Consider the following 20,866-nt stretch of genomic DNA (forward strand, 5'->3'; position numbering starts at 1 on the left):
ATTTGGTGCTATTTGAAAGGGGTCGTTTATTATGCGTCAAGAGTATGAAGGGAGAGATTTGACTGGCACTGTCTTACGAATTGAAAAAAGTTCGATTTATGATGGGGATGGTTTAAGAACAGTAGTCTTTATGAAAGGTTGTCCTTTGAGGTGTAAATGGTGTTCTACCCCTGAAGGCATGAATGAGAAGATCGAAACGACTAAAGACGGCAAAATTACTTATGGCAGTATTATGACCGTAGAAGAAGTAATGGAAGAAGTTCGGAAGGATATTCCGTTTTACTTTCATTCTGGCGGTGGAATGACTGTTTCTGGTGGTGAAATGTTATTTCAACCGGAATTTGTTACAGCCTTAGTCAAGGAAGCCTGTAAAGAAGGTATCAACACAGCTGTTGAAACGTCATTTTATAGCAGTTGGAGAAGAATTGAACCAATTCTATCTTGCTTAAATACAGCCTTTGTAGATTTGAAATTAATGGATAGCTCAAAGCATAGAGAGTTTACTGGTGTTAGAAATGAAATTATTTTAAATAACATTAAAAAAGCTGGAAATATTGATTTACCTAATTTTAAATTGATCATTCGCCGACCGTTGATTCCCGGTGTTAATGATTCTGAAGAAGAATTGGAATCTCTGGGGCAATTTCTGGAGAAGTTACCAAGGGTACATCACTTACAACTGCTTCCATATCATCGCTACGGGACCGATACCTATCGTAAGCTTGGCATCGATTATGAATTAAAAGACATGCAAACTCCATCGGATCAACATATGGAATGGTGTCGGAGTATCACAAATAAATATATTAAAACAATAGTTTAATAGTCCAGAGGAGGCGTCTTGATGTTACATTATGGTTTTATTGCAGCAGGAAATATTATTCAAGCTATGCACAGAGGTGCAGAACTAAATCCAGCATATGATCCCAGTGAAATTGGTATTTATGATATCAACGCAGAAGTCAGAGATTCTTATGCCAAAAGAGGCTATGTCACTTATGATAAAATGAGTGATTTAGTCGACAATTCAGAAATACTTGTTTTAGGGGTAACTCCTAAAGTGGCGGGATTGGTTATCGATGAATTAGCTACTAGTTACAGACCGGGACAGTTGTTATTATCGGTTGTAACGGGAGTAGAGCAAGCCTGGTACAAAGAGCATCTTGGAAAAGATAGTAAGGTTATTATCTGTATGCCAAATATGAGCTCACAAGTTGGAGAAGGAGCATTTGCCGTTTCTCGTGGCGAAAATTGCAGTGATGAAGATGTCAAAAAGGCGACAGAAATCTTGAACTTATGTGGTCTCGTTGAAGAAGTACCGGATGGCATGATGGCTGAAGTTTTACCTTTTAATGGATCAGCACCTGGCTTTTTCTACCATATTGCAAATCTAATGGTCGAAGAAGCCAAAAGGTTAGGCTTAGATTCAGACAAGGCGGTCAAATTGTTCGCTCAAACCATGAAGGGTAGCGGAGAAATGATTCTAAAATCCGATAAGAGCTTAAAAGATCTTGAAACGGCTTTAAGACTACCTGGTGGTGCCACAGTTACAGCCTTAGAAAAAATAGAATCTTTGGGATCTGACGATCTTTACCGAGAATTTGTAAATGTTTCGGTAGAGCGATGCAAAGAGCTGGGCAATCAATAAGTTTAGAAACATATTTAATCAATAAAACAATCACATATAAAAGGGAGAAAAAACATGAGCAATTATAATAGACCAATTCAACTAGGAATGCACACTTATACTTTACATTTACACGGTTTAGGAGAAAGCTGGGGCTTTTCTGAAGATCACACCTTTGAACAAAGCATTGATTTATTTGAGCTAATGGATCGTGCCGTTGAATGGGGATTAGATGGTTTACATATCACTAATGTTGACTTAGTTTCTTTGGAGCCAGAGCATCTAGCTAAAGTTAAAAAAGCAGCTGAAGACCATGGTTTATATCTAGAATACAATGTTTCCTTTAATGCACCTTGTGACCCACGTGTCAATTCAACAGTTAAAGATGCCTTGTTGAATGGTAAGGCTATGGGAGCAGATTTGGTTAAGTTTAGTTTGGATATCGATCGTCCACATCCAATCTATGGCACTTGTTTTGACCCAGATGTGATGAAACAATTAAGCAAACGCTATGATGAATTTAAAGAAAACCTTCCTTTATTAGACAAATTGGGACTAAAGATGTCTCTAGAAAATCACTGTGATCTATATGCAGATGAAGTAATTTGGCTAGTGGATAAATTGAACAACCCTAACGTAGGAGCATGTATCGATACGATGAATTCTATGAATGTGCTAGAAGGACCTGAAGTATGTATCAACAAGATGGCTCCTTATGCTAACTGTGTTCATTTATGCGATCTCAAACTAAAGGTAGATCCAGACGGACTTCATTCTATCGGTTCTCCTATTGGACAAGGAGATATTGATGAAACAAAGGTTCTACGTACATTGCGCGAAAAATCTAATGTAACTCGTTTAACATTTGAAGTAGAATCTGAGATTGGTGACGATACTATGGAAGAAGCACGTAAAAAAGAAATGAAGGCATGTACAGACAGTATAGATTACCTTCGTAACACTCTGAATGTTGGACTAAAAAAGCGTTAAGGCACGCTTAATGTACCTTTAGTTATCAACAAAGGAGGAAATAGTAGTGGATGAAAAGAGCTATAAAGAAGCAGCCTTATCCTCAGTCCATAAACGAATCTTTTTATGTGTAGTACTTGGACAAATCGCATGTGGGTATGCCCTAGGAATCGCTGGTACGGCTTTAACTAAAGCAACTGGCCCATTGAATCTATCCAGTCTCTGGGTGGGACTCTTAGGAGCAGGTACCTTGATTGGTTTGTTTGGAAGTTTAATAGTAGGGAATATCGCTGATAAAATTGGTCGTCGACCATTGTTCGTTAGTCACATGATCCTTTTCTCAATTCTTTCATTAACGCAGTTCTTCGTATCAAATGTGATTATTTTATTTATCCTGAGAGTGGGAATCGGTATCTCTATTGCCATTGATTATACGATAGGGAATGCTATATTGTCCGAGTGGTTCCCAACCAAATATGGATCACGTTTTCAAAGTTATATGATTATTTTCTGGATGAGTGGTTTTGTGGCATCGTATCTAGCCGGAACATTTATTACTGGTCTTGGAGATAATACATGGCGCTGGATCATCATCTCGTCTGCCATTCCAGGTCTGATCGCAGCGATTTCTCGTTTGGTCATACGTATTCCGGAGTCCCCTAGTTGGTTAGCCTCAGTTGGTAGAAAAGAAGAAGCACTTCACTTGATTCATCAAGAATTAGGAGAAGAGTACACTATAACAGATGAATCTGATAAGGTTGAGAGTGATGAGCCAGTTTCTTGGAGCGAATTATTACAACCAGGAGTATTTCGTAATGTAGTGGTAGGTGGCATTTTCTATGCTTGTCAAGTCTTCCCATTTTTTGGAATTGGAATTTTCTTACCGCTATTGATAGAAAATATGAATATTGGAAATCAGGCTGTATCAGGTATTTTATATAATGGATTCCAAATCGTTGGAGCCTGTCTAGGTGTTCTAATATTCAATTATATTTCTAGAAAATTTTTCATTGTATCTACTTTCTACGTTTCAGCAGCGGCCTTAGCGTTATGATTATATGGAGATCTGCTCCAGCTTCAATTACGATGGTCATCTTTTCAATATTTGCAGTCGTTTTATCTGCGGCTGTTATCTTGGAAAACCCATATCCATCAGAATTGTTTAGCACACGTTTAAGAGGGACGGGACTTGGTGCAGTTATTGCGATTAGTCGTGTCGGGGCCGCATTAGGGACATTCCTGTTACCAATTATTACAAGTAACTTTGGTGTTTATGCTACATTGTTCGTTTGTTTGATTTTCTTGGTAGTCGGAGGCGTTGTTTGCCAAATCTGGGCACCAGAAACATCACCTAAATTTATCAAAGCTAAAGATGCTAAAGTTAAAAATGTCAAAACTAAGAATACTAAAGCCGTTTTAACGAGTGGCTTTGATATCTCGGATGAGAAAATCTGACTAATAATTTGTTGATTTCACGATCTATGTCCAATATTGGTGGCGGATCGAATTTCAACTGAAGTACATCGAAAGATGTGCTTTTTTTGTGACTTGTTTAAATGAAGTATGTGGTTTAATATTTTTACGTTGTGTTTTGAATTTGTAGAGAAAATAAATGGGTGTCTAAATGAAAGAAACAAAAAAGGGCAGCGTAAAGGGTCTGCTGCCATTAGTCGTATTTTTGATCCTGTACGCTTGGACAGGAATCGTTTCAGGTAAGTTCGATAGTATGCCGCTGTTGGTAGGGATGTTAATTGCATCAGTGGTTTCTTTTGCAATTGCTCCGCCAAAGGGAACTAAGAAATTATCCTTTGAAGAAAAATTCATGACCTTCTGTAAGGGTGGCGGTGAACCAACTCTGATCATGATGGTCGTGATCTTCATTTTAGCAGGTGCCTTTCAAGGCGTTGCTTCGAAGATGCATGCCGTATCGTCAGTTACTAATTTGGGATTGAGCATTTTGCCATCTAATATGATTTTACCAGGAATCTTTGTGATCGGCTGTATTCTGAGCTTTGCGATGGGAACTTCCATGGGAACTATTACGGCTCTGATGCCGGTGGCAGTTGATGTTGCGACAAAAACCGGTGTTAATCCAGCTTTGATGGCGGGAATCGTTGTCGGTAGTGCCATGTTCGGTGATAACTTATCGTTCATCTCGGCGACTGCCATTGCATCTGTGCAAACTCAAGGGGTTCAACAGCGAGAAAAGTTCAAATTGAATATTATTACTTATATTCCAGCGATTATTATTAATATTATTTTGTTAGCACTTTATCCTATTAAGACGGTTGTTTTGAGTGGTTCATATAATTGGAACTTTGTCGATTTGATCCCGTATATTTTGGTGATCGTGCTTTCGTTGGTCGGGTTGAATGTTATGCCAGTTATGTTGATTGGTGTCGTATCTGGTGTCGTGATCGGAGTTATCCATCAGAACTTCGATTTGATCGGCTCAATGTTGTACATTCAAGATGGAATGGTCAGCATGGAAGATATCGCTATTATTTCTATCTTTGTCGGTGGGCTAGTTGAAGTTATGAAGTACCTCGGAGGTATTCAGTGGTTGATGGATACTTTGGGTAAGCAGACCAAATCCAAGCACGGTGCGGAATTATCGATCGGGATGTTAGTGACATTGTTGTGTGTTGCCACGACTAACAATACGATTGCTATTATCACCGTAGCTCCACTGGCAACTGAAATCGGTCGGAAATTCAAATTGTCACGTGCGCGAGTTTCAGCATTGTTGTCGATGTTTGCGACTCACGTTCAAGGGATAATTCCTTACGCTGGCCAATTGTTAGTCGCTGGTGGGATGGCCAAAATTTCACCAATAGCGATCGTTCCTTGGGTCTGGTACTGTTACTTGATGCTTATTATGAGTTTGTTATTTGTCTTTTTGGGAGTGCCTAGAGTTAAGGTAACTCCGGAAACTGGTTATGATAATTTTGAAACAAAATAAAAAGGAGATTTCTCAGCTGAGAAATCTCCTTTTGCTTATTTATCATAAGAAGCGATTGAGTCGAATAAGTACTTAACAAAAGCTTCACGGTCAACATCTTCAAGAACCTTGATGTTGTTCTTAACTTCAGCGTAAACACGACGGTCAGGATAAGTCATGCCACGAAATTGGTCGTTTGTAAGTGAAACATCCATTGAGTAATTGGTACTCTTAGTGAATAATTCTGGTGCGATCAAACTAAGTACGGCGCAGGCATCGTGAATCGGAATCTTAGTCATACCTTTTTCCAATTCAGCTGATGAATAGAAATCAAGAATGGCATTAGCCATAACTCCGGCTTTACCAAGGTTCTTGATATTGTTGATCTCGTCCATCTTCAAGTATGCCTTGTTTTCAGTGAGGTTAAGTCCTGACAATGTGATGGGGACACCAGAGTTGAAGACGATGTCCATAGCTTCAGGATCAACGTAGGCATTGAATTCTGCGGCAGTAGTGATGTTACCTTGAAGCGTTGAACCACCCATGATATAGATGTGTTCGATGTTTGATTTAACATCTGGGAAGGTCTTCAATAACAATGCTACGTTAGTTAGTGGGGCAGTAGCGACGATACTGACTTTTTCATCGCATTTTGAAATACGATCGTACATGAAGGTTACAGCGTTGTCGCTGGCTAATGGATAGTCTTCACTGTTTTCAGGGAAATCATAGCCATCCATTCCTGTTTTACCGTGAATCTCGCCAGCTGTTTCGATTTCTTTGACTAATGGAGTCGCTTGTCCGGAAGCCAATTCAGCGTTTGAACCTAAGAATGTCAGTAGTTTCTTGGCATTGGCCGTAACGTAATCTAACTTAACGTTACCACCAACAGTAGTTACACCGATCAAGTCGGCTGCTTCAGGATGTGCCAATAAGACTGTCAACGCAATTGCGTCATCGATTCCGGGGTCACAATCCATAATTACTTTTGTCATTAATTTCTACCTCACTTTTTGTTTGTTTTCAGCTTTTCAGGTAACTTTTGTAGAGCACGCGTGAATCCAAGTCGTTCAAATGCACCCAGGCTGGAAAGTATTCTTTGGTCGTTTTCTTTCATAAACTTGTCGATGGCACCTTGTAGTTCTGTTGATTTAGGTAGAAGAATGATTTTTTTCAAACGTGAGTCAGTCGAAACTTGCACGCGTTTGATCAAGTCCTTCTTTTCCATATTTTTGAGGATATTGGTAGCTGTCGAACGTCGAATGTTAAACTCCGCTTCGATGTCCCTTTGAAAGATATCTTTCTTTTCTGGCAAGCTGGTTAGAAAGTCTATTATTTGCACTTGTGTACCAGTTAGATTATATTTAGACGCAAAATCATTGATACTGCGTGAAATTTCATTTGAAGCGACCTTAATAAGATGGGCCACATTACTCGTCATAGTAAGCCTCCCTTGAGAGCTAGTATTACAATCAAATTATAGCATGTAGAAATAGTGATTTGTGGAAAGGACAAACAAAGATGGAATTAAATCAAGAATGGTTTGACCAGTTAGGACTGGCCAATGTGACAGATTGTCAATCTGTATCAGGAGGAGATATCAATCAAAGTTTTTCCATAACTACTCCGCAGCAAAAATACTTTTTGAAAGTTCAATCAGACAATAATGGTTCATTTTTTGATCACGAAATAGAGGGATTAAAGTTGATCGGTTCAGTGGCGAATACTCCGCAGCCATTGAAGTCGGGTGACTTTGGTAATAGCGGTTATCTGTTAATGAACTACGTTGATTTTGGTGAAGGTCACGACATGGAATTGGGGCAGATGGTCGCCAAGATGCACGAGAAGCATAATAAACAATTTGGTTTGGATCATAATATTTTGAATGCCAAGAACCCGAAGATCAATACGTGGCAAGACAACTGGGGTGAATTCTATGTTAACCAGCGTCTGGAAGTGTTGGTCAAAGAAGTTAAGAGTAAGTTCTATTGGAATCAATATCGTGAAGACTTGATGGTCCAGTTGGAGGATAAAATACTCGATTATTACCAAAATCATGAAGTAGTTCCAAGCTTAATGCACGGGGACCTTTGGAGTGGCAACGTTGGCTATCAAGCTGATGGTACACCGATATTGTTTGACCCTGATGTCTTCTATGGCAACCGTGAAATGGACTTGGCGATGACCTTGTTATTCGGTGGTTTCGGTCGTGAGTTCTACCTCGGATATGCCCAAGAGTATCCATTAGAGTCGGGATGGGAAGAACGTATTCCTTGGTATCAGACTTATTATTTGTTAGCACACTTGAATTTGTTTGGCGAGGGTTATGGTCCTAGTTTGGAGAATTCTATGCGGAAGAGTATTGATTATTAGAAATAAAACAACGAGATAATTCTTGGTTAAAGAATTATCTCGTTGTTTGAGTTGTTTTATTTGAAATCATGAATGATAGGATTCAAATGGTTGTATGAAAATTCTAGTCCTTTTTCAACTTCTGCATTATTTGCTGCAAATCTTCTATCTTCATGTTCGATACTGAAGCAATCGTCAAAACCAATCTCTTTCATTACGTTATAAAATTGAGACCAGTTAATGTCACCTAATCCTGGAATTACAGGTGTCCAGAATCCTAAATCTTCTGGCTGTGTTCTATTGAGCTTTTTACCATAGATTCCATAATATGAAAATTTATTTTCATCAACAATCATATCTTTGGCATCTATGTGTAGGATTCTATCTTTATAGTCGCGAAGAGCTTGTAGATAATCAATGTGTAACCAATCTAGATGTGATGGATCAAAATTTAATCCAATACTCTTACTTGGAATTCTCTTAAACATCTCATCCCAAAGCTCTGGAGAATAAGAAATTGTACCTGGCAATCCGTCTTTTTCCCATCCAGGCATAGGACAATTTTCAATCATCAACTTAACATTATTTTCTTCAGCTAATGTGACAAAGTGTGTGAATATTTTTTCGTATTCATCAAAGTTTTCTGTCAAAGACCTTGTTTGATCTTTACCAACAAAGCATCCCACCAAAGGTGTTCCTAAGCGCGATGCAGCTTTAATAACTGCTTCCAAGTGTTTTGCGTATGCGTTTCTTGTTGTTTCATCAGGATCAAGCATGTTATCGTAATAAGCTAAACTGGAGAATGTTATATTATACTTTTTTTGATTATTTTTAATATTTGTTACATCTTCATCTGTTAAATTCTCCACGTCAATATCACTACCGGAGAAATCACGAGTATTTTGTCTAGGCCAGCATGATACGTCTAGTGCTGTGAATCCCACTTTATGTGCATATGCCATTTTCTCTTCCAAAGTCATATTTTGAAGACAACCAGTTAGAAAACCAAATTTCATAATTTTTTACCTCTTCTAAATTATTTGTGCAAAGTAACTCAAGTTACTCATAACAACTGCGCCTAATACGGCTATAAGTGTTCCGGCAGTTATCAATCTCATTTGGTGACTTGTCTTTTTTTCGTGAAGTATATAAATGCCACCGAAAGCACCTACGATGAATCCAAGTGAGCTCAATGTTGAAGATACTGCTTGTCCAAGATTTGGATTAGCAATTGAAACGAACAGAGCCACATTTCCAATAGCCCAAACAAAACCTGTAATACTATTTTTCCATGTTGATACATTAATCATATTCTTTGTTTCATGAGAAATAAGATATACGAATAAGAAACCACCGATTACCATTCCGATTGATTGTGGGAAGATAATTGAAATCATATATTGTACGCCATGATCAGCACTGATGACTGAGCTAGAGACATTCAACCAACGTTGTAGTAGCTTTGGAGCAATAAAATATCCCATGAATCCCAAAGTTGAGAAGGTTAGTGGTATATAACCACTTAATGAATTGCTTTTTTCAGATGCTTTGTTAGTTTTATCCTTTGTTTGTATCCAAGTAGCACCGATAACGATTAAAATAATTCCTATAATACCAGCAGTCCATGTTTGGGCATTTTGCCATTCTCCTAGTACAGCAGCTCCTAACAATGCATTACCAACAATTTGACTGGTCATCGATAGGGGAACTGCACGAGAAACTCCCATTGACTTGATTGCAACAAATTGTAGTCCTTGACCAACAGTCCATAAAACACCGGAGATAAGACCAATAATAATAATTTTACTATCCATTAAATAACCATGTGGTAGTACCCAAAATAAGTATGTTAATATTCCAAAAAGTAATCCCCCAAAGGTTAATCCTAACGTTTGTTGAGAAGAGTTACCTCCAAACTTTGTTGATAATAGTCCAATTGAACCCCAGCAAAGCGACGGTATGAGCGCAATTAATATAGCCATTTATCTATCCCCCAAGCTTTTATTTTTTTTCACTGATTGAGACTCTTTTTCCCGTTTCATTCGATTCGATACTTGCAAATACTGCTCTCATTGAATTGATTACAGATTCAGCGTCAGATTTAGGAGTCCGTTTTTCAATCAATGAGTTGATGAACTCATCCATAACTCCTGATTTAGTTTGATTATCATTTGTTTGTATTTGATCTATATCATAAAGAATTCTCTCTCCATTTTTCTTAATAACTACGATGGAGTAGGTTGGATCATCATAAATTTTCATAATTCCTTTTGAACCATAGATAATAGTCGAATTATCTTCTTCACCATAATATGTCCAGCTAGATGTTACAGTTCCGATAATTCCGTTATTTAGTTCATAGATACTGATGGCATTGTCATCCACACCGATGAGATTTCCTGTGGAATTTCTTTTGTCTAATGTTGTTAATCTAGCTGAAACATTATTTACAGTACTATCCAATAAATATTGAACTAGATCGATTTTGTGAACACCAAGGTCAAAGATTGAACCATATTTAGATTTATTCTTATCAAAGAACCATGTGTTAGGTCCTCCGTCGACACTCCATGTTTCCGGACCACCATGACCAAAGGTTGATTTGAATGTTAAAACTTTTCCAATTGTATCCTTATCAAGAAGTTCTTTTGCGCGGACGTGAGCTTTGGCAAAACGTTGATTTTGATCAATCATCAGAAGCTTATGGTTCTTTTTGGCTGCCAAAACCATGGCTTCACTATCTTCAAGGCTAGTTGCCATTGGTTTTTCACAAAGCACATTCTTTCCCGCATTTAAGGCTTGAATTGAAATGCTTGCGTGTGCAGAATTAGTAACACATACGCTAACAGCATCTATATCATTATCTGATAGCATATCTTCAACACTTTCGTATACTTTGCCGCCATACTCTTTGGCAATTTCTTCAGCACGTTGCTTGTTGAAATCAAAATATCCTAGGATGTTTGCATTTTTGTTTGAAGCGTATTCAGGTATGTGTCTTGTCTGTGCAATTCGTCCACATCCTATAATTCCAATGTTAATCTGTTTGTTGTCCAATTCTATTCCTCCCAATCATGTTTTCTTAACAAGGATCATAATATTTTATAAGCGCTTACATTTCAATCGATATTTCAAATAATGAAATATTTCATAAGGTGATTTATACAATTGTGTGTTGCAAATACTGAATTACGACCAATTGCATTATTTTTTCACAATGTTATGATATTGCTAATTATTGAAATTTATTGAAATATTTTATTGAATTGGGAGTAGATCAATTGGTAAAAGTTAATGCTTATGAGGTTGCTAAAAAGGCTCACGTTTCTCCTTCAACCGTATCAAGAGTACTAAATCATCGTTCAGAGGTGAGCGTTGATACAGCACAAAGAGTAGATGAAGCTATTGATAGTTTAAAATTTAGAAAGAGAATGGATGAATCAAAAAAAGATCTAATTATTGTTAACGTACCGGAGTTATCAAATCTGTTTTATACTGAAATTCTTGAAGGGACCAAAGCAGCATCGAACGCATCAGGTTTTAAGTTATTGATTGACCAAACAGAAATTAATATTGAATCAATTGATGATTTTATAGAAAGTTTGGATGAATTAAATGTATATGGAATTGTTTTGCTCAATCAGTTATCTACAAAACTTCTTAATATTTTGTCAAAACATACTCGGGTTGTTCAATGCTGTGAGTATAATATGGAATCGAATTTACCTGCTGTTTCTATTGATGATTGTGCCGCTGCAAAATTAGCAACTGAACAGTTAATTGCATCTGGAAAAAATAAGCTTGCCATTCTCAATGGACCACATAATTTTAAATATTCGAATGAAAGAGAACGTGGATTTAAAATGGCTTTGGCTAAGGGTAATTTGAAGTTTAATGAGGAGTGGAATATTTCATTACCGGCAATAAACTATGACATAGCTTATCCAATCGTTTCTCAGATGCTTAATTCTGTAAACAGACCAAATGCATTTTTTTGTGTATCAGATACGCTTGGCGCAGCGGTTATCTCTGCTGCTAGAAAGTATAATTTTAAAATACCTGAGGATATTTCAGTTATTGGATTTGATAACACTATAATTTCAAAAATAATTAGCCCTTCGCTGACAACTATTAATCAGCCAAAATTTCAAGAAGGTTATTCAGCAATAGAATTATTAAGAAAAAGTAATCAAAAAAAGAATCATTTGTTTTTGAAAACCGAACTTATTGTTAGAGAGACCACGTAAAGATGCATGGCGATTAAGTGGTATCACAAATATAATTATCATTTTTATGTCTACATTAATTTTACGAGAAGCTATTTTTGTAAAAAATCTCACTCTAAACTATAGTGTGACTGTAGAGAAAAATAGAGGGAGATACGAATATGACTAGAGTATTAGTACTTGGCGCCAATGGTAAGATTGCCCGTAGAGCAACGCAAATATATTTGGATTCAACTAACGATAGTTTGAGATTGTTCTTGAGACGTCCAGAAAGATTACAAGATATTGATAATAGATTAGTTGAAGTTGTCGGTGGGGATACTACAGATACAGAAAAATTGGTTGCATCCATGAAAGATGTTGACACTGTTTACGCTAATCTAGCTGGTGGAAATATTGAAGATCAAGCTAAATCAGTTGTAGAGGCTATGCATTCAGCTGGAGTGAAACGTTTAATTTGGATTTCAACACTAGGAATCTATGATGAAGTTCCCGGCAAATTTGGTGAGTGGAACAACAGTACACTTGGTAGCTATATCACAACATACGCTGCTGCCGCAAAGGTTATTGAAGATTCAGATTTGGAATATACGATCGTCCGTCCAGCTTGGTTGACTGACAAAGATGAAGTTGATTATGAAACTACTCAAAAAGGTGAAGCCTTCAAGGGTACAGAAGTTTCTCGTAAGTCAGTTGCTCAATTAGTTGTTGATATTACACAAGCACCTGATAAGTTTAACCGCGAGTCAGTTGGTGTTGATAAACCTGGTACTGATGGGGATAAGCCTGCTTGGTATTAGATTAGAGCGTGTTAAAAGAGTACATCTGTCAGGGTGTACTTATTTTTTGTCTTAACAAGTAAAATAATATGTATTTTTGCTATAATTAGCTTGTAAAATATATAAATTATGAGCGAGGTCAAATAATGCCAGACGTAAAAATAAAACGAAATCCCCAAGAATATGTTGTGAATGAAAAGACTATTGATAATTTGAGACGATTTGTAAATGAATATGCTAAGTTCAAACATTCCGGTGAGTCGGGTTTTCAAGTTGTAGGGATGAATAATCAAGACAAAGTTGAATATTACCGTCTGCTGTCAGATTTATTGGAGAAAAAAACTTTCCTTCATAGTAAAGATGATGAGGATTTGGAGTTCATGCTTCGTAATCTTTACTTTAATAAGAATTTAGCAGTTAGTTGTGAATTGCTAGGAGATTCTAAAAGTGAAGTTTTTGAGTCATTTATACGGGGCCTTTATAAAAAAATGGGATTGTGTGGTATCAATGTTTGGATTGCTAAGATGGAATTGGAACTGATTAATCAAGGTCAGTATATTTATGATGCTTTTGAAGCCAGATTTGGTGATATTACTGGTGAACGTTGGATTGACGTTATGGACGATTGCTCTGATTATGTGGATGATATTCGAAATATTTTGTCTGATATTGGAGCGTCAGATAGTAGTTTGAATTCTTTGGATAGATATGTCGCTGACGATCCAGTTGGATCAGTTGACTTGTATGAAATGATTCATGGTTATGTTGATTTTCATTCTGATATTGTTCATATTGTTTTTCTGGTTTGTGGGGTTGGAAATGTTGATTGGATTGTTCGTTGGTTTAGGGAATATTTTGGTGAACTTATATTGGTTGTTGAATGATAAAGGGCCGCTATCAAATTGTTTATGGTAGCATTTTTTTTATTTCTCTTTATATTGATACATTTTATCTGCGACGCTTGTTATCTGATAAAATGTATGGGAATACAAATAAACTAAAACTGTTTAACAGGGGCAGTATAACAATTTATTTTTCTTTAATTATGGTTATCGGGAGGATGTCATGGGGAGAGAAGTCAATGAGTTAGAGTTTGAAGACAAATTAATTAATTATTTAGTAAATCTAGGTGGTACTAAGCAGTGGGATTACCTTCCTGACATAAAAACCACCGATGATTTATGGAAAAATTTTAAAAGTATTATCGAACAGCACAATCAGGATAGACTTGATTATCCACTTTCAAACGCTGAATTTAATCAAATAAAAACGATAATTCGTCGATTAGCTACTCCGTACCTGGCAGGTCAATTTCTGTACGGCATGAATGGGATTGCTCAAGTAGAGATTGATCGAGATGATGGTAAACATGTTTATTTAAAAATTTTTGATCAAGATAATATCGGTGCAGGAGATACAATTTATCAAATTGTAAATCAAATTGAACGTCCGGCAATTATTCCTGGTCATAAAAATCGACGTTTTGATACGACATTATTGATTAATGGTCTTCCTATAATTCAGATTGAAGAAAAAGCCGATGGACATGATGCAAAAGAAGCACTTAATCAAATGCATCAATATATAGAAGAAAATCAATATTCAGATATTTTTTCGACTCTTCAAATATTAGTTGCTATAACGCCACATGATAGCCGATATATGGCAAATTCTACTGGAGATAGTTTCAATACTGATTTTGCTTTCCGTTGGCAGAAGGCTGATGATAATAAACCAGTATTTGATTGGAAAGAGTTCGCTAATAGCATGTTATCCATTCCAATGTCACACCAAATGGCAACCAACTATATGATTCTTGATGGAACTCCTAGGCACCAAATGATTAAAGTTATGCGTCCTTATCAAGTTTATGCGACACAAAGAGTTATCAGAAAATTACGTCAACATATGTTTGGGATTGATGATCAAGGTGCTGGATATGTATGGCATACTACTGGCTCTGGAAAAACCATCAGTTCATTTAAGGCAGCCTGGCTAGCTTCAAGGTTGCCCAATGTAGATAAGGTTGTGTTTTTAGTTGACCGTGTTGCTTTGACTAATCAAACAGTCGATGAGTATAAGGCATACGATCCTGAAAATACTGAGGACGGTAATAATGGTGTTGTTACAGATACCGCTAATCGTTGGGTTCTGGAACGTAAATTGAATAAAAAAGGTAATGGAATTATCGTTACTTCAACTCAAAAGATGGACTCCATGGTTCGGGATAAAAACTTTAAGCGTATTGATAAGAATATTGTCTTCATTGTTGATGAAGCCCATCGTTCAACATCTGGGGATATGTTAAAACGTATCAAGAGTGGATTTAGAAAGTCAGCATGGATTGGTTACACCGGGACACCCGTTTTTGAAACACATCCAACTACCAGTGAAATTTTTGGTGATTTAATACATGCTTATACTATTCGTGATGCTATTGCTGACGGAAATGTACTGGGCTTCAAGGTCGACTTTGAAACAACGTTATCTGATTCGGTTTTGCGTGATCAATATTTGCCAGAACATTTCAAAATGCGCTATCCAAAAATGTCTGAAGAAGATATTGAAACTAAGATTGATAATATGGCTGATGAAGACATGGATGATACGATCAAGCCGTCTGTTTATGATGAGAATTCTAAGCATGTAGAGTTAGTAGTTAATGACATTATTAAAAATTGGAATAAACGTTCACGTCATGGTGAATATAATGCATTATTTACAACTCACGTTGGTGGTGGTAAAGCATCTACACCAATGGCAATGATGTATTATAACGAGTTCAAAAAAAGAAATAAGAAATTAGATAATCCATTAAAAGTTGGAATTACATTTAGTCAAGATACATCCAATAGCGATAAACAGTTAAAGAATAATGATAATTTGCGTGATGTAATGAATGACTATAATAAGGAATTTGGAACTAGCTTTGATGACACGCAGGTCAAGGAATATACAGCGCAGGTTGTTTCAAGACTAAATAGAACAATTGATGATGGTAAATATTTCGACATTGTTATTGTTGTCGATCAACTTCTAACAGGATTCAATGCACCACAAATGAATACTTTGTATGTTGATCGTACTCTACAAGGAGCGGCATTAATTCAAGCTACTCCAGAACAAACCGTGTCTATGATATGCAAACTAAGCCCTTTGGTCGTATAGTGAATTACCGTTGGCCACATCATACTGAAGACTTAATGAAGAAGGCTCTGGCAGTTTATGCTAATCGTGATTCGGCAAATATTCAAACAGAAATGTTGGATCCGTCAGATGAAATAATAACTAAGCCTTATGAAGAGGTTAAGGGTGACCTTAAACAAGTTGTCGATCAACTTGCAGATTACTCAGATGACTTTACAAGGACACCAGATATTACTAATCCTAATAAAGTTGAAGAAATGTATTCTACCTTAAGAAAATACAATCATCTAATGGCCATGATTAAACAAGATGACAAATATGACGATGAGCATCCTGAGAAGCTATTGAATGAGGTTGGAATAGATATAGATACTGAGGAAGTTCTTACAACTACATTAACCAATGAAATTAAAAATAAAATAAGTGTGATACATAATGTTGATGTATCACAGATTGATCTTAAAATGGAGCATGTCAAAGCAATACGTGTGAACTATGATTACTTAGAAGAATTAATTGCTGACTTGATGAATCAATATCATGATCAAGATATTGATTCAGCGAATAAGACGGCTAAAGAAATTAAGACGATTTCTGATAAAGTTGATGATCGTAAATACGCTGAGCAAATCATTCAATTTGCTGCCGACGTCTTACAAGGAATTGTTAAATATGGTGAGTATCCTGTTAAACAGAAGGATATTAAAGATTTAGTTTCATGTCATAATGATATGCGTCAAAGAAATGATATTTTTGATTATAAGAAGATGTGGGGATTAGCTGATATTGATTCCTCACAAGAAATTAATAAGATTATTGAAAATCACGTTAAGTCAGCTGATGACCTTAATATAAACGGTATTCTGGATGAAATTGTCAAAGAAGGAACGGTCGTTTATCGCACGGATGCTGATGAAGAAGAGGTAAGAGAATTATCAAGAATTAAATACAGAACTCATTTGAGAAGAAGTTTTAAAAAATTTGCCGATAAAATGGTTGATAAATATTAGGAGAAATTATGAGTAAAGCACAGGAAATTACTAGTCAAATATGGGATATGGCTAATGGACTTCGTAGTAATATGGATGCAAGTGAATATAGAAATTATATTTTGGGGTTCATATTCTATCGTTATTTGTCAGAACACCAAGAACAACGTATGGTTCAAAATGATCTATTGGATATTGCTGATGGACAAAGCGTTAATGATGCCTATACAGAGCAAGCTGGTGGGGATGACTTAAACGATTATCTTGAAGATTTAGCCGATTCATTGGGATACGCGATTGCACCGCAATATACTTGGCAAACAATTGTTGATAAAGTAAATGATAATTCTATTGCACCATCAGATTTTCAAGATATGTTAGATGATTTCAATCATAATGTTGATTTGAATACTAATGCTAAACAAGACTTCCATGGTGTCTTCGCAGATATGAACCTCATCAATTCACGTTTGGGTCAAACGACTGCTGCACGTGCTAAGGCGTTGACTGAAATTGTTAATTTGGTTGATGAGATTCAGTATAAAGATGATGATGGTCACGATATTCTGGGTGATATTTATGAATTCTTAATTGCTGAATTTGCTGGTAATTCGGGTAAAAAAGCAGGAGAGTTCTATACACCTCACCAAGTTTCAGAAGTGTTGGCTAAATTAGTAGTTCAAAGTTTAGATCCAGAAGAAACAAAACCAAGTGTATATGATTTTGCCTGTGGGTCAGGATCATTACTATTAACCGTTCAGGAACAAATCAAAAATCGTCGTTTGTTCTATTATGGACAAGAATTGAATACAACAACATATAACTTGGCTCGTATGAACTTAATGATGCATGATGTTTCATACATGAACATGGACTTAAGAAATGCTGACACTTTGGAGAGTGACTGGCCTGATGGAATAGATTCACAAGGTGTTGATCATCCACGCAGCTTTGATATGGTAGTCGCCAATCCTCCATACTCAGCGCATTGGGATAATAATGATAATAAAATGAAAGATCCTCGTTTTAAGGATTACGGTGGATTGGCTCCTAAAACGAAGGCAGATTATTCATTCTTATTACACGGTTTGTATCATCTGAGTTCTAAGGGAACAATGGCAATTGTCTTGCCTCATGGCGTTTTATTCCGTGGTGCCAAAGAAGAGAAGATCCGTCGTGCACTTTTAGAGAAAAATCAAATTGATACAATTATCGGATTACCTGCAGGATTGTTCTATTCAACCGGCATTCCTACTGTTGTTATGGTTTTGAAGAAGAATAAAATTAACAAAAATGTTTTATTTATTGACGCAAGTAATGATTTTGAAAAAGGTAAAAATCAAAATCTCCTTCGTCCAGAAGATATTGATAAAATTATTAATACTTATAACGATCGAAAAGATGTAGATAAATATGCACATGTTGCAAATATGGATCAAATTCAAGAAAATGACTTTAATTTGAATATACCGAGATATGTAGATACTTTTGAACCTGAACCAGAAATTGATTTAGGAGATATAACAAAAGAAATAAAAGAAAATAATAAAAAAATTGAAGAAAATAAAAAGGAGTTACTTTCAATGATGAAAGAACTCACTTCTTCTGATGAAAAGATTCAAAATGACCTTAATGATTTCATTTCTATGTTGGATGACGAGGTGAAACACAATGGATAAACGTGTACCTGAGGTGCGGTTTAAGGGGTTTACTGATGATTGGGAACAACGCACGCTAGATGAAGTTGCCTCTATCATCATGGGACAATCGCCAAGTTCGAGCAATTATACTAATAACCCTAACGATCATATATTAGTTCAAGGAAATGCTGATATTAAAAATGGCAAAGTATTACCTCGAGTATGGACAACACAGGTTACAAAAGCTGCTAAGAAGGGTAGTTTTATACTTAGTGTGCGTGCACCTGTAGGAGATGTTGCTAAAACAGATTTTGCTGTTGTTCTAGGGAGAGGCGTTGCAGGGATCAGTGGAACGGATTTTATCTATCATATTCTTGTAAGGATGAAGTTGTTTAATTATTGGAGGAAATTGAGCACTGGCTCAACATTTGAATCTATAAATTCAGAAGATATCAAGAATGCTAATAGTTTATTACCATCAAAAAATGAACAGAAAAAAATAAGTGTCTTTCTAAATACCGTTGATAATCTGATTACTCTTCAACAGTCTCAATTATTGATTTATAAAAGGCTTCGTAAAAACTTACTACAAAGAATTTTTCCTTTAAATGGAAGAAAAGTTCCTAGGATTAGGTTAGCTAATTTTAATGGGAATTGGGAGCTTTGTAAATTAGGTGACCTTGGATCTGTAGCAATGAATAAACGTATTTTTAAAAATCAAACTAGCAGTATAGGCGATGTTCCTTTCTTTAAGATTGGTACATTTGGTGGTAATGCAGATGCATATATTTCTAAAGAATTGTTTAAAGAATATAAATCAAAATATCCTTATCCCAAAGTAGGAGATATACTTATTTCAGCATCCGGTAGTATTGGCAGATTCATTGTATACGATGGTAAGGATGAATATTTTCAAGATAGTAATATTGTTTGGCTTAAACATGATGATAGACTAGACAATAAATTTTTACTGCAGTTCTATTCTATTGTTAAATGGAAAGGCCTAGAAGGAAGTACCATTAAAAGACTATATAATAAAAATATACTTAATACTTATATTTCAATTCCATCAATAAACGAACAAAGAAGTCTTGGTCATTTTCTTGAAAAAATTGATAAGTTGATAGATCTTCAACAACAAACATTATTACAATTAGAAAAGCTCAAACAGTACTATCTCCAAAAATTATTTATATAAAAAATCAAAATGATCCATAATAACTTGTAAAACAGTTATTTTGGATCATTTTGTTACATCAATTTAGACATCTGAAACATTATCTTTTCACTATCTTGAGTTTCTAATTCTTGAATAATATGCAAATAGGTATTCTGAGTGGTAGTCATATTAGCATGTCCTAGTCTTCGCGCAACACTTGCAATTGATACTCCAGCAAATAATAATAACGATGCATGCGTATGTCTGAGTCCATGAATAGTTATAACGGGTATATCGGCATTCTTACAGAGAACAGCTAATCGATTGTTAATCGTAGAGTTGAAAATGCGTTGTTTAACAAAAATAGGTTTGTCTTCTGGAAGTTCTTTAGTCATCTGTGAAAATTGCATTGCCATTTGCCAATCCATTTGTACTTTTCTAACAGACGAGGGATTTTTAGTAGGCTGAAATCCACCATTTGTTGCACGGTAATTCCAAGTTTTATCGATACTTAAAAGTTGCTTTGTAAAATCAAAATCATTTGGTGTTAACGCCAATGCCTCAGCAAATCTCAAACCGGTCTTGGACACTAGAAGAATATACCAGTCCCAATTTATTTCAGGCCCTAAATTCAACTGTCTAATTAACTGTTGTAATTCATATTCGTTCAAAAATTTAGGTTTCTTCTCACTTGGCTTTTTACCTTTAATGATAATTTTACGGGTTGGATTTTGTTTGATCAATCCTTCATCAAGGGCGTCCATTATTGCACCTTTTACTTGGTGATGAAAATCCTTAGTAGTTTGTTTTTCGTGTTCTAACCCATAACCATTAATAAGTTCTTGATAACTTCTCCTAGTAAGATCATTTAAACGTAAATTAGGAGCTAACTTAGTTACCCATTTTAAACTCATATAATATTTGTCTAAGGTAACTGATCTAATTGCATTGACCTTATATAAGTGAATCCATTCCTCATAATATTTATAAAATAATTGTGTCGATGTCTTTTTAGGCACAGAAAAAACCTCCGAATA

At 36.0% G+C, this 20,866-nt stretch carries 18 protein-coding genes and 1 pseudogene; 13 read left to right on the top strand and 6 right to left on the bottom strand.

Annotated elements, in window-relative coordinates; translation table 11 throughout:
* Window positions 1-31: 31 nt before the first annotated feature.
* From JCM14932_RS03255 to JCM14932_RS03275, 6 genes are all read left to right on the top strand, one after another.
* Window positions 32-823, top strand: coding sequence for a glycyl-radical enzyme activating protein (locus tag JCM14932_RS03255; protein WP_025023607.1), 792 nt, complete (start codon window positions 32-34; stop codon window positions 821-823).
* Between the two features lie 21 nt (window positions 824-844).
* Window positions 845-1,648 carry a pyrroline-5-carboxylate reductase family protein gene (locus JCM14932_RS03260; RefSeq protein ID WP_025023608.1) on the top strand — a complete coding sequence of 268 codons (804 nt, stop codon included), beginning with the start codon at window positions 845-847 and terminating at the stop codon, window positions 1,646-1,648.
* 54 nt (window positions 1,649-1,702) lie between these two features.
* Window positions 1,703-2,617 carry a sugar phosphate isomerase/epimerase family protein gene (locus JCM14932_RS03265; RefSeq protein WP_025023609.1) on the top strand — a complete coding sequence of 305 codons (915 nt, stop codon included), beginning with the start codon at window positions 1,703-1,705 and terminating at the stop codon, window positions 2,615-2,617.
* Between the two features lie 46 nt (window positions 2,618-2,663).
* Window positions 2,664-3,650, top strand: coding sequence for an MFS transporter (locus tag JCM14932_RS17600; RefSeq protein ID WP_369342632.1), 987 nt, complete (start codon window positions 2,664-2,666; stop codon window positions 3,648-3,650).
* Window positions 3,647-4,051 carry an MFS transporter gene (locus tag JCM14932_RS17605; protein ID WP_369342633.1) on the top strand — a complete coding sequence of 135 codons (405 nt, stop codon included), beginning with the start codon at window positions 3,647-3,649 and terminating at the stop codon, window positions 4,049-4,051. The genes JCM14932_RS17600 and JCM14932_RS17605 overlap by 4 nt, the downstream gene beginning before the upstream one ends.
* A 169-nt stretch (window positions 4,052-4,220) precedes the next feature.
* Window positions 4,221-5,558 carry a Na+/H+ antiporter NhaC family protein gene (locus JCM14932_RS03275; RefSeq protein WP_025023610.1) on the top strand — a complete coding sequence of 446 codons (1,338 nt, stop codon included), beginning with the start codon at window positions 4,221-4,223 and terminating at the stop codon, window positions 5,556-5,558.
* Between the two features lie 35 nt (window positions 5,559-5,593).
* On the opposite strand, the gene JCM14932_RS03280 is transcribed toward JCM14932_RS03275, so the two are convergent.
* Entirely contained in the window at window positions 5,594-6,532 is a 939-nt protein-coding gene (locus JCM14932_RS03280) for a nucleoside hydrolase (RefSeq protein WP_025023611.1), read from the bottom strand.
* Between the two features lie 11 nt (window positions 6,533-6,543).
* Window positions 6,544-6,978, bottom strand: a complete 435-nt coding sequence (locus JCM14932_RS03285) for a MarR family winged helix-turn-helix transcriptional regulator (RefSeq protein ID WP_025023612.1) — start codon at window positions 6,976-6,978, stop codon at window positions 6,544-6,546.
* Between the two features lie 80 nt (window positions 6,979-7,058).
* Here JCM14932_RS03285 and JCM14932_RS03290 point away from each other — a divergent pair, with 80 nt between their 5' ends.
* Window positions 7,059-7,910: a fructosamine kinase family protein gene (locus tag JCM14932_RS03290; protein ID WP_025023613.1), complete on the top strand. Its 852-nt coding sequence runs from the start codon at window positions 7,059-7,061 to the stop codon at window positions 7,908-7,910.
* Between the two features lie 56 nt (window positions 7,911-7,966).
* On the opposite strand, the gene JCM14932_RS03295 is transcribed toward JCM14932_RS03290, so the two are convergent.
* The 3 genes from JCM14932_RS03295 to JCM14932_RS03305 are packed head-to-tail and all read right to left on the bottom strand — an operon-like array spanning window position 7,967 to window position 10,946.
* Entirely contained in the window at window positions 7,967-8,905 is a 939-nt protein-coding gene (locus JCM14932_RS03295; RefSeq protein ID WP_025023614.1) for a sugar phosphate isomerase/epimerase family protein, read from the bottom strand.
* Window positions 8,906-8,920: 15 nt separating this feature from the next.
* Window positions 8,921-9,871 (bottom strand): GRP family sugar transporter, encoded by a 951-nt coding sequence (locus JCM14932_RS03300; RefSeq protein ID WP_025023615.1) that lies wholly within the window; start codon window positions 9,869-9,871, stop codon window positions 8,921-8,923.
* A gap of 19 nt (window positions 9,872-9,890) precedes the next feature.
* Window positions 9,891-10,946 carry a Gfo/Idh/MocA family protein gene (locus JCM14932_RS03305; protein WP_235700510.1) on the bottom strand — a complete coding sequence of 352 codons (1,056 nt, stop codon included), beginning with the start codon at window positions 10,944-10,946 and terminating at the stop codon, window positions 9,891-9,893.
* Between the two features lie 224 nt (window positions 10,947-11,170).
* Between JCM14932_RS03305 and JCM14932_RS03310 the strand changes: the two genes are divergently transcribed.
* The 6 genes and pseudogenes from JCM14932_RS03310 (at window position 11,171) to JCM14932_RS03335 (ending at window position 19,868) form a co-directional block, all read left to right on the top strand.
* Window positions 11,171-12,136: a LacI family DNA-binding transcriptional regulator gene (locus JCM14932_RS03310; RefSeq protein ID WP_025023617.1), complete on the top strand. Its 966-nt coding sequence runs from the start codon at window positions 11,171-11,173 to the stop codon at window positions 12,134-12,136.
* 140 nt (window positions 12,137-12,276) lie between these two features.
* Window positions 12,277-12,915 (top strand): SDR family oxidoreductase, encoded by a 639-nt coding sequence (locus JCM14932_RS03315; RefSeq protein WP_025023618.1) that lies wholly within the window; start codon window positions 12,277-12,279, stop codon window positions 12,913-12,915.
* Window positions 12,916-13,040: 125 nt separating this feature from the next.
* Window positions 13,041-13,778: a hypothetical protein gene (locus JCM14932_RS03320; protein ID WP_025023619.1), complete on the top strand. Its 738-nt coding sequence runs from the start codon at window positions 13,041-13,043 to the stop codon at window positions 13,776-13,778.
* 181 nt (window positions 13,779-13,959) lie between these two features.
* Window positions 13,960-17,051: pseudogene (locus JCM14932_RS14400) on the top strand (type I restriction endonuclease subunit R).
* Window positions 17,052-17,059: 8 nt separating this feature from the next.
* Window positions 17,060-18,709: a type I restriction-modification system subunit M gene (locus JCM14932_RS03330; protein WP_025023620.1), complete on the top strand. Its 1,650-nt coding sequence runs from the start codon at window positions 17,060-17,062 to the stop codon at window positions 18,707-18,709.
* Window positions 18,702-19,868 (top strand): restriction endonuclease subunit S, encoded by a 1,167-nt coding sequence (locus tag JCM14932_RS03335; protein ID WP_025023621.1) that lies wholly within the window; start codon window positions 18,702-18,704, stop codon window positions 19,866-19,868. The genes JCM14932_RS03330 and JCM14932_RS03335 overlap by 8 nt, the downstream gene beginning before the upstream one ends.
* A 53-nt stretch (window positions 19,869-19,921) precedes the next feature.
* On the opposite strand, the gene JCM14932_RS03340 is transcribed toward JCM14932_RS03335, so the two are convergent.
* On the bottom strand, window positions 19,922-20,848 hold the full coding sequence (locus JCM14932_RS03340) for a site-specific integrase (RefSeq protein ID WP_025023622.1): 927 nt from the start codon (window positions 20,846-20,848) through the stop codon (window positions 19,922-19,924).
* Window positions 20,849-20,866 lie beyond the last annotated feature (18 nt).

It is taken from the genome of Companilactobacillus nodensis DSM 19682 = JCM 14932 = NBRC 107160, from assembly GCF_000615905.1.
GTDB lineage: Bacteria > Bacillota > Bacilli > Lactobacillales > Lactobacillaceae > Companilactobacillus > Companilactobacillus nodensis.